6 protein-coding genes and 1 pseudogene are annotated in these 10,890 nt (G+C 63.7%); 3 read left to right on the top strand and 4 right to left on the bottom strand.

The features are described 5' to 3' along the window. Window positions 1-66: 66 nt before the first annotated feature. Both E4O92_RS24750 and E4O92_RS06980 read right to left on the bottom strand, forming a co-directional pair. Window positions 67-228: a hypothetical protein gene (locus E4O92_RS24750; RefSeq protein ID WP_167759721.1), complete on the bottom strand. Its 162-nt coding sequence runs from the start codon at window positions 226-228 to the stop codon at window positions 67-69. A 301-nt stretch (window positions 229-529) separates the two neighbouring features. Next, the gene (locus tag E4O92_RS06980) at window positions 530-3,556 is read right to left on the bottom strand and encodes a TonB-dependent receptor (protein ID WP_135189042.1); all 3,027 of its coding nucleotides are present in this window, start codon (window positions 3,554-3,556) and stop codon (window positions 530-532) included. A 236-nt stretch (window positions 3,557-3,792) separates the two neighbouring features. On the opposite strand from E4O92_RS06980, the gene E4O92_RS06985 reads away from it, so the two are divergent. Beyond that, window positions 3,793-4,734 (top strand): N-acetylmuramoyl-L-alanine amidase-like domain-containing protein, encoded by a 942-nt coding sequence (locus E4O92_RS06985; RefSeq protein ID WP_135189043.1) that lies wholly within the window; start codon window positions 3,793-3,795, stop codon window positions 4,732-4,734. Window positions 4,735-5,081: 347 nt separating this feature from the next. On the opposite strand, the gene E4O92_RS06990 is transcribed toward E4O92_RS06985, so the two are convergent. Continuing rightward, a complete protein-coding gene (locus E4O92_RS06990) occupies window positions 5,082-5,750 on the bottom strand; it encodes a glycoside hydrolase family 19 protein (protein ID WP_135189044.1) in 669 nt (222 codons plus the stop codon). Window positions 5,751-5,823: 73 nt separating this feature from the next. After that, window positions 5,824-7,779 (bottom strand): annotated as a pseudogene (gene dnaK / locus E4O92_RS06995) (molecular chaperone DnaK); the annotation flags it as partial. A gap of 574 nt (window positions 7,780-8,353) precedes the next feature. On the opposite strand from dnaK, the gene E4O92_RS07000 reads away from it, so the two are divergent. Beyond that, a complete protein-coding gene (locus E4O92_RS07000; RefSeq protein ID WP_135189046.1) occupies window positions 8,354-9,682 on the top strand; it encodes a nucleotide sugar dehydrogenase in 1,329 nt (442 codons plus the stop codon). Window positions 9,683-9,703: 21 nt separating this feature from the next. Next, window positions 9,704-10,768, top strand: coding sequence for a DegT/DnrJ/EryC1/StrS family aminotransferase (locus E4O92_RS07005; protein ID WP_135189047.1), 1,065 nt, complete (start codon window positions 9,704-9,706; stop codon window positions 10,766-10,768). Window positions 10,769-10,890: the final 122 nt, after the last annotated feature.

A 10,890-nucleotide genomic window follows, 5' to 3' on the forward strand; every position in this document is an offset into this window, starting at 1 on the left:
AAACCCGCCGTGTCGCCAAGGCGGGCTGGCCGACGGGACAGTGTCTTGTGCGGCGGGATCGCCCGTTCACGAACGGGAACTGGCGATTTTCATGTCCGCCGGCGTCAGCAGCTCCCAGCCAAGCTGGCGCCGGATTTCTTCCGGCGTCGGCGGCGGTTTCTGTTCGCGCACGCGGCGTTCGAGATATTGGCGCACCAGATGCTTGGGTGGACGGGTAATCGCTGACATGGCAAGCTCCCTCCGTTAATACGGCCGCTCTTTCGCGGCCGTTCGAATTCTGGTGCCGGTCCTCGAGGCGACCGGCTTGCCTGTTGAGATGTTGGCGACCTGCCGCGATTTGGCTGGGCCCCTCACTCACACGGCTTCATCATACGGTAGCGTTGTTGAGGCGACCGTTATGTACCTCACACTGCCTGTAGGACTTGGTCTCGTCCGTTTGTGCGGCAAAACTTTCGAGGCGCCCTGGCCCAATGCGCCGCGAATATAAAGAGGGAGCCGCGCCGGCTCCCTCCTCTTTTGCTGCCAGCGCTTAGAACTTGTACTTCAGGTTCAGGTAGTACTGGCGGCCGCTGACGTCCAGCTTCTGCTGCTCTTCTTCGCTGTAGCGATAGTAGGCGCGCTTCACATTGGTCAGGTTGGTCGCGTCGAACGTCAACACCAGGTTTTTGGTGATGTTGTAGCTCGCGTTGAATGCCAGCGTGGTCACCGGCGCTGCCATCGTCGGCGCGGTCGGCATTGCGACCCCGTTGATGACGGACATGCCCTGGCTGTTCGCGGTCGGCGACGGAGCGGTGGTGCTGTTCACGTATTCGCTACGGTAGTTCGTCACCACGCGTGCCGACAGCTTGTCGTTCTCGAAGTAGACACCCAGGTTGCCAGACCATTCGGACGCACCGACCATCGGACGACCGTCATCCACCTTGGTCTTGGCGCGGCTGACATTCGAGGTAAAACCAAACGGGGTATCACCGAAGGGCTGTTCGTACGCCAGTTCGATGCCGCTGATCTTCGCGCCCTGCTGCGACGAGGTGTTGATGAAGAAGGTCTTCACCGTGTTGTCGCGCGGGTCGGTCAGGTCAATGGTCGAGCTGCCAACGGTGCCGGTTTTGACGTAGCCGTCGATCTTCGAATGGAACAAGCTCACCGATACCGCAGAACGGCGGTCGAAGTACCATGCCCACGACAGATCCAGGTTGTCGGAGGTGAGCGGCTTCAGGTCAGGGTTCGGGCCGCTGACCTTGCAGCCGCTGGCGTCGCAGCCCGGGGTGCCGAAGCCGGCGCCATAGGCGTTGTAGTTCTGGCGGCCGATGGTACGGCTGGCGCCGAAGCGCGCGATCATGTCCTTGGTGATCTCGTAGCGCAGGTTCAGGCTCGGCAGGAAGTTGTTGAACACCCTGTGGCTCGGCGTCTTGTAGTACATCGTATTGCCGCCCTTGGGATCGAACACAAAGCCGGTGGAAGCGTCAAAGTACGCCGAGGCTTCGCCCGAATTGTTGATTGCACCCGGATAGGCAGCGCACGGCACGGGCGTGGTGCCCGGCGCGTAGCGGTCGCACGGACGCTTGCCGGTAGCCGGGTCGTTGGGAATCGGGGTCGCGATCTGCGCATCGACGGTGGTGCGCACGAAGCGCAGACCGACGTTACCCGACCAGGGTCCGTTTTCCAGATTGGCCATCAGGTAGGCCGAGGCCTGGCGCTCGCGCATGTCGATCTCGGAGCTGACGCGGCGCTCCCATTCCGCGCTAGTTTCCTTGATGTTTTCCGAGATGTAGGCCTTGGTCGCTTCGCGGGTGTAGGTGAAGCCGGTGTTGTCCCAGAAACCGCCACCCAGGCCATTGCCGAAGTTGTCCGGATAGGGAACCCAACCCGTCATCGGCGTGGGCGTCGGCGAGGTCACCTTGCCGGTGACCGGATCGACCACGATCCCGGCACGGAACGCGGGGCCCCAGCGGCCGCTGGTGCGCTTGTGGTCGGAGAATCGAACACCGGTTTCCAGCGACTGGATCCAGCCGGCCTGCAGCTTGTACTCGGCGTCGAGCTGTCCGCTCCATTCCTTGTCAACCGTCTTCACGCCGGAGGCGGCGCGGTCGACGATGGTGTAGCCGCTGCCGTCCGGGTTCAGGCCCGGCTGGTTGGCGCCGACGCCCCAATATTTAACGTACGGCGCGTCATACAGGCCGCCGAGGGCGTACGAAATGCCGGTGCCGTAGCGCGCCAGCGTCAGCCCCTGGTCGCGGTCGGTCTTGCCGACACCGCGGGTGGTCGAGAGCAGGGTCTTGAGGGTCAGGTCCTGGTTGACGCGGTACTTCGCATCCAGGTCCAGGAAGCTGCCGGTGCCTTGGGCGCCATCGCGGAAAAAGCCCTCGGAGTTGCCGACGTACTGCGGCGTGGTGCCGTCCGCGAAAACGATGTCGGCGGCCTTCAGAACCTTCAGCTCGTCGCCGTACATCGTGCGCTCCGTCACGATCACCGGGTTGCGGATCTGTGCATAGACGCGCTGGCCCTTCGAGTTGGTGTTGGCGGCGGCCGCTGTGGTCGAGCCCAGCGGCTGGTTTTTACCGAGCAGCATCGAGTAGATCGCGCTCGAGGTCAGGCGGCCATGGTTGTTGGCGCCCATGGCCGAGTGGAAACCGGTCATCGTGACGTCCAGGTCCTGGTTCGGCTTGAACTGCACCGAGACCAGGCCGCCCTTGCGGTCACGCACCGATTCGACGAATTCCGAGCTCATCGAGCCGGGCAGGCGCACGCCATTGAGGTCACTGGCCTTGTAGCCGGTACCGGCCAGCGAGGCGTCGGTGATGCCAAGCATGGTCGTGGTGTTGATGACGTCCCAGCCACTGCTGGTGCCGTAGGCAAAGCGCGACACCGAGTCGCGGCGCACGTAGCGCTTCTCGGCAAAGCCCTGCACCATCACGCCGAAGGTGTTCGCTTCGTTCTTCCAGTTGAAGGTGGCGTTGAGGTCCGGCGCGGTCTTGTTCGGCAGTTCGGTGTAGCTCATACCGCCACTGATCACACCCGAAAAGCGCTCCTTCGCCTGCAGCGGCTTACGGGTGGTCACGTTAATGGTGCCGGCCAGGCCGCCGTCGACGATGTTCGCCTGGGAGGTCTTGTACACCATCGCCTGGTTCAGCACATGCGACGGCACCAGCGACAGGCTGGTCGAGCGCGAGCTGGAGGCCTGGTCGGACACGTACCAGTCACCGACGGACACCGAGTGGCCGTTGAACATAATCATGGTCATGTCCGGGTTCGTGCCGCGCATCGCTACTTTCTCGGCCTCGTCGTAGTCGGTACGCACCGCCACGCCGGGCAGGCGCTGCAGCGAGTCCGCCAGGTTCTTGTCCGGCATCTTGCCCACGTCTTCGGCGGTAATCACCTCCACATTGGCCGTTGCATTCTTCTTCACTTCGAGCGACTTGGCCATCGATGCGCGAATGCCCGTGACCTCCACGGTCTGCATCGGCGTGTCCGCGGCCTGCTGGGCCAGCGCTGGCAGCGACGCAAGACTCCAGATGGCCATCGACACGGCAGCGGCGAGCGGCTTTTGTTTGAACATTACTGTTTCTCCTGGTGTTTTGAATTATTTTTTGAATTCCAAGGCAGGCTTTGGCCTGCCGCGCGCACAGTATTGGCGATTGGCAGGCGGATGAAAAATGACTTGTGGACGCACGCATATAACCGCATGGAATGTGCTTATGCATCAGAGGTACGCGGTTTATGTTCACTGCATGAAATCATTGTCAAAACGGTGGTGAGGCGTTAGCTTTGTGCTTTGCTTAGAGGAAAAGATAAATGCGCCTTGCCTGCCTGCTGCTCGCGGCCGCCCTGACCGGCTGCGCGACCTCCCCCGCCCCCAAGCCAGACGCGCCGCTGCCGCTTGAGGCGCTGCTGCAAAAGCAGATTTACCAGATGACGCCGGTCGAGGCCGGACGCTACGTTACCTGGGTTCACCAGGCCGAGCCGGACTTACGCAAGCGCATCGCCGCTATCGGCCGCAAGAACATCGGCCAGCCGTACAAGCTGAACCTGCTGGGCGAGTTTCCTTACCAGGTGCACGACGATTTGCCGCTGTTCAGCCTGGACCATAGCGATTGCGTCGTGTTCGCCGAGCACACGTATGCGATGGCGCTGTCGCAGTCGTGGGAAGAGTTTTTCTGGATGCTGCAGCGGATCCGCTACCGCGAAGGCGTGATCGGCGTGGCCACGCGCAACCACTATACAGAGATGGACTGGAATGTCGCCAATGGCTGGCTGGTCACCGACATCAGCGGTGAGCTGGCCGGGCCGAATGGGCCGTCCTATGCGATGACGGTGGACCGCGCGCGCTTCCTGAAGACGCGCCACCACACCGAGGCCAACATTCCGGTAGAAACCAGCCGCCAGGCGTATGTGCCGGCAGACCAGGTGGCGGCGATCGCGGACCAGCTGCAAGAAGGCGATTTCGTGAACGTGATCTCGACAAAGAACGGCGAATACTGGGCCTCGCACGTCGGCCTGGTCGTGCTGGGGCCGGACGGCAAGCGCCATTTCCTGCATTCGTCGGAGCCGCAGGTGCGCGAGGAAACGTTCGAGTCGTACATCGCGCGCATGACGGAGCGCGACCAGCGCAATGCACGCGCGGGCAAGAATGCGGCGACCCTGGCCGGCTTCAAGTTCCTGCGCCTGAACGAGCAGATCGTGGTGCCGCCAATGGCGCCGCAGCCGCGCCCGACTGGGCCGACCGGTAACGTGTAGAGTGTCCTGAATTGCAGATTTCGTTGAATAGATAGGCTATGTCACCGCTAAGTGTGGGAGGTCATCGCAGTCCCGCGCACGCTGCGAACTCCCGAAGCCCGTAGCCGCAACACATCGTAGGGTGCGCACCTGTGCGCACGCGGTTCGCGAAGGTTGCGCAGAGAAGAGCAGCCGTAAGTCAGCATGCGGTGACCGCGTGCGCACAGGTCCTCGGCGGCCCCGCGCCCCCTACGCCTCTGACCGTTCCAACTTTCTGGGTCACTTCAGAAGGCGGGAGCCGGTGTAGCATGCGGTCTATGGGTTCCCGTCCGCGGGAACGACGAAGCAGGCAGTGGCGCGTCAAGCCGCTAGCACCAGATTTCGCCGGCGCTGCGGCACCATTCGCCGCGCTCGGCCAGCCCATTGTCGGCGCCATTGATGCGCCGGGTCAGCTGGTCGAGGTCGTCGTCGTCGGCCAGCTCGTTGCACCCCTTGTCGCACCACATCGCGCACGCCACCTCCAGGCACCAGCACGGATCGAGCACGGCGTCCGGGCGGGCGACGAAATCCGGGACCGTCCCGGCCGGCTGGCCCGGCGCCTGCCCCGCCGCCGCGGCGCGCAGCAGCGCCGTCACCCGCGCGTACGCATCGCGTCCGGTCAACTGGAGCAGGCCGCGGCCGCGGAAGGTATAGCCGTCGTCGGGCCGGGTGTTGCCCATGCGGCCGCCGTAGACCAGGTTGGCCAACTTGCGCGGATTGCGCGCGTAGGCGCCGGGGTCGAGCGGTCCATGCGGGCGGAAGCGCGCCGGCCAGACCTGGGCCAGGCGCTGGGCGCTGTAGGAAAGGTTTTCGTATTCCACCGTCAGCGCCTGCGATTCGTGCAGGACCTGGGCGAGGAAATGCGCAACCCGGCGCGGCGTTGCGGATATGCCCCAATGGTCGAGCACGCCCTGCCCGATCTGGAACGCCTCCCGGTAGCCGGGCCGCATCTGCGGCGCCAGGCGGGCCAACTGATCGACGGTCACGCAGACGGCCACGGCGCCTCCCTGTTATCACAATACCATGCTAACAAGGAGAGGCGGCAGCGCTTCCATCCGCATCAAGCCATCCCTAACTGCCCTTCACTTCGCGAAATTCGGCATCGACTACATCCTCCTGGGTCCCGGCCGGCGCTTCGGCGCCCGGCTGTCCAGCCGCCCCCGGCTGCGCGCCCGCGGCCTGCTGCTGTTGGCTGTACATTTTCTCGCCGAGCTTCTGGGCCGCCGCATTGAGTTCGCCCACGCGAGCGTCGATCGCGGCCTTGTCGTTGCCCTTGAGCGCTTCCTCAAGTTTGGAGATGGCGTCCTCGATGGCTTGCTTTTCTGCAGGCTCGGCCTTGCTGCCATACTCGTCCAGCGTCTTGCGCGTGGCATGCACCAGCGCATCGCCGGCGTTGCGCGCATCGGCCAGTTCGTGCGCACGCTTGTCCTCGTCGGCATGGGCCGCCGCGTCCTGCACCATCTTCTGGATCTCGGCTTCGTTCAGGCCCGAATTGGCCTTGATCGTGATCGTGTTTTCCTTGCCGGTCGCCTTGTCCTTCGCATTCACGTGCAAGATGCCATTGGCGTCGATGTCGAAGGTAACCTCGATCTGCGGCATGCCGCGCGGCGCGGGGGCGATGCCCATCAGGTTGAACTCGCCCAGCAGTTTGTTGCCAGTGGCCATTTCGCGCTCGCCCTGGAAGACCTTGACCGTGACGGCCGGCTGGTTGTCCTCGGCGGTGGAAAAGGTCTGGGCGTGGCGGGTCGGGATCGTGGTGTTTTTCGGGATCATCTTGGTCATCACGCCGCCCAGGGTTTCGATGCCCAGCGACAGCGGGGTCACGTCCATCAGCAGCACGTCGGTGCGTTCGCCCGCCAGCACCGCACCCTGGATCGCCGCGCCCACGGCCACCGCCTCGTCCGGGTTGACGTCCTTGCGCGGCTCCTTGCCGAAGAACGCCTTCACCTTTTCCTGAACCTTGGGCATGCGGGTCATGCCGCCGACCAGGATCACGTCGCCGATCTGGCTGGGCTGCAGGCTGGCATCCTTGAGCGCGACGCGGCACGGCTCGATGGTGCGCTCGATCAGGTCTTCGACCAGCGACTCGAGCTTGGCGCGCGTCAGGCGCATGTTCAGGTGGGCCGGCGCGCCATTGGCCATGGCGATGTATGGTTCGTTGATCTCGGTCTGCTGGGTCGAGGACAGCTCGATCTTGGCGCGTTCGGCCGCGCCCTTGATACGCTGCAGCGCGATCGGATCCTTGGCGAGGTCGATGCCGGAGTTCTTCTTGAATTCGCCGATGATGTAGTCGATGATGCGCTGGTCGAAGTCCTCGCCGCCGAGGAAGGTGTCGCCGTTGGTGGAAAGCACTTCGAACTGCTTCTCGCCTTCGACGTCGGCGATCTCGATGATCGAAATGTCGAAGGTGCCGCCGCCCAGGTCGTAGACGGCGATCTTGCGGTCGCCGGTGGCGGTCTTGTCCAGGCCAAAGGCCAGCGCGGCCGCGGTCGGCTCGTTAATGATGCGTTTGACTTCCAGCCCGGCAATGCGGCCGGCATCCTTGGTGGCCTGGCGCTGGGAATCGTTGAAGTAGGCCGGCACGGTGATCACGGCATCGGTGACCGGCTCGCCCAGGTAGTCCTCGGCGGTCTTCTTCATCTTGCGCAGCACCTCGGCCGACACCTGCGGCGGCGCCAGCTTCTTGCCGCGCACCTCGATCCAGGCGTCGCCGTTGTCGGCGCGAATGATCTTGAACGGCATCAGGTGGATGTCCTTCTGGACCTCCTGTTCGTCAAACTTGCGCCCGATCAGGCGCTTGACGGCGTACAGGGTGTTTTGCGGATTGGTGACCGCCTGGCGCTTGGCCGGCGCGCCGACCAGAATTTCACCGTCTTCCTGGTAAGCGACCACCGACGGTGTGGTGCGCGAACCTTCCGCGTTCTCGATGACGCGCGGTTGCGTGCCTTCCATGACAGCCACGCAGGAATTGGTCGTGCCCAGGTCGATACCGATAATCTTGCTCATGCGTTCCTCCCTCTCTATGCGGCTGCACCCCGGCCTTGCCGGCTTGCGGCTCTTTTCATAGACAAGCGAGCGCGAAAAAGGGTCCTCTCATCAAGCACCATTGCGCGCTTGATCAAGCCGCCTTGAACGGCAAGCGGACGCGCTTTTCGTGTACTTCGCCAACAAGCGCTTCCATTTTTCCATTTCCCGTTGCAGAAAATATTCCCAAACAATTTCCGCATTAAAAACAAAAGCGTGGCTCAGAGGGCGGGTTCGCGGTAACCGCTGAGACCAGTCAAATCACTGCAGTGGCCGGCAACCATAATTGCAGTTAGCGCCGCACGAAAAGCGTTAGAAAAATTCTTTTCTCCGCGCAAAAATTGCGCTGCGCATTTCTGCCATGTATTCAATTACTTGCATTTCCGACCTAAGAGGCCGTTTCACAATGAACCTGGCCGCGTTGCGGCTCCTTGCCGTGCAGCCGCACTTTCTTCTTGGGCGCGTCTTGCCCTGCTCATTTTGAAACGATCTCTAACAGCAAGCGGTTTTCAGTTGGATCCATTCGCTTATTCCTGCTGCCGGAATTTTTGCCTCCCTTCACCAGCGATAAAAACCCATGCGCGACGAAAATAAATCAATCCATCTGGAACAGCTCACCGCGAAATTGCGCAAGCGGACCGCGGTTATCGGCATTATCGGACTCGGCTATGTGGGTTTGCCGCTGGCATTGCGGTATGCGACGGTCGGCTTCAAGGTGCTGGGGATCGACATCGATCCGGCCAAGGTCGCAAGGCTGAACCAGGGCATGAGTTACATCGAGCACATTCCATCCCCGGCGATCGCGCAGGCGCGCGCCTGCCGTTTCGAGGCAACCGGCGATTTTGCCCGCGCATCGGAGGCCGACGCGCTGATCATCTGCGTGCCGACGCCGCTGAACGCCTACCGCGAGCCGGACCTGTCATTCGTACTCGGCACGGCCGAGGCGCTGCTGCCGTATGTGCGCACCGGCCAGGTGGTGTCGCTCGAAAGCACCACCTACCCCGGCACCACCGAGGAGGAGCTCAAGCCGCGGCTGGCCTCGCGCGGGCTGACGGTAGGACACGATATCTTCCTGGTGTTTTCGCCCGAGCGCGAGGATCCGGGCAACCCGCACTTCGAGACCCGCACCATTCCCAAGGTGTGCGGCGGCAGCAGCGCCGCGTGCCTGGAGGCGGGGGTGGCGCTGTACAGCCAGGCGATCGACACGGTGGTGCCGGTGAGCTCCACGCGCGCGGCGGAGCTGACCAAGCTGCTGGAGAACATACACCGCGCGGTGAATATTGGCCTGGTCAACGAAATGAAGATCATCGCCGACCGGATGGAGATCGACATCCATGAGGTGATCAATGCCGCAGCCACCAAGCCGTTCGGCTTTACGCCCTATTTTCCGGGGCCGGGCCTGGGCGGCCACTGCATCCCGATCGACCCGTTCTACCTGACGTGGAAGGCACGCCAGTATGGGCTGCACACGCGCTTCATCGAGCTGGCGGGCGAGATCAACAGCGACATGCCCCACTGGGTCATCGGCAAGCTCACCGATGCGCTGAACCAGCAGCGCCGCGCGGTGAGCGGCAGCCGGGTGCTGGTGCTGGGCATCGCCTACAAAAAAGATGTTGCCGACATGCGCGAATCGCCCTCGGTGGAGCTGATGGAGCTGCTGCGCGCCAAGGGCGCACTGGTCGATTACGCGGACCCGCATGTCCCGGTTTTTCCGCCCATGCGAGAGCACCGCTTCGACTTGACCAGCGTGCCGTTGACGCCCGATACGATCGCGTCCTACGACGTGGTGCTGCTGGCGACCAGCCACAGCGCGTTCGATTACGACCTGATTCGCCAGCACGCGCGGCTGATCGTCGACACACGCGGAGTGTTTCTTGAACCGTTGCCGAACGTTGTGAAAGCCTGAGCTGATTAGGAGTTGTTCGCCATGCCGTTCCTCGTCCACCATGCGCTGCCGCCCGGCATGCGCGAACTGATCGAAAGCCGCGCCCCGATTCGGGACAACGCCGGCATTTGCACGTCGGGTGCGGGTTTGCCGGAGCTGGAGGCGCGCCTGGCCGGGCGCACCGGGGCGCGCCATTGTATTGCCACGCGCAGCGGCGCGGATGCGGTCGCCCTGGCCTTGATGGCTGCGGGACTGGGTAAAGGCCACGAAGTGATCACCAGCCCGTTTGCATCCGGTGCGACAGTGGCCGCGCTGGTGCGACGCGGCGCCAGGCCTGTGTTTGCCGACATCGACCGCGCCACATGCAATATCGATGCGGCCCAGATCGAAGCGCTCATCACGCCGCGCACGCGGGCGATCGTGCCCGTATCGCTCTATGGACAGCCCGCCGACATGGAAGAAATCAACGCCATTGCGCGGCGCCACCAGCTGCTGGTGCTCGAGGATGCACTGGAGAGCTTCGGTGCGACCTACCACCGCAAGCAAAGCGGCAACCTGTCGGCGGTCGGCTACACCAGCCTGTTGCCGGAAGCATCGCTCGGCTGGCACGGTGACCTTGGTGCGGTTTTTACCTCGGACGACGCGCTGGCCGACGCGATGCGCCTGCGCCGCGACGCCGGTGCGCCGATGATGGACCAGCAGCTATCTGCCGTGTTCGATCTGCTTGACCGGTTTGACACCGCGCTGCAGCGCCGCATGCGGGTAGCGGCGAGCTATGAGGCCTTGTTCTCCGGCCGATTGCCGCGCGTCGGGCGCCAGCGCGACCGCGGCTGCGCGTTTTCTTACTACGCCCTGCTGCTAGAAGAGCGTGCGCGCCTGCGCGCCGCACTCGATGACCTCGGCATTGCCACCACCATCCACCCGCTTCCCTTGCACTTGCAGCGCGACTACGCCTTCCTTGGCGCGGCCGAACGCTGCCCGGTCGCCACCCAATTGGCGGCGCTGGTGCTGTGCCTGCCCATCGACAGCAGCATGGACGAACTGCAGGCGACCCGGGTCGCGGAAGCCGTGCTGCGCGTGGCCGGCGTGCCGATGCCGTACGCGTAGGAAGCTGCGCGGCGGCGGCACACCTCGCAGGGGACTCGCCGGCGGGGCGCCCGCTGCCCCTGCGCCTCGGTGGTGGCGAAGGCGCGCCTGCTTGCGCTGCGCGGCCACCTGGTCCTGGGGCT

Origin of the sequence: Massilia horti (assembly GCF_004614195.1) — a bacterium.
In the GTDB taxonomy this organism is placed as follows: domain Bacteria; phylum Pseudomonadota; class Gammaproteobacteria; order Burkholderiales; family Burkholderiaceae_D; genus Telluria; species Telluria horti.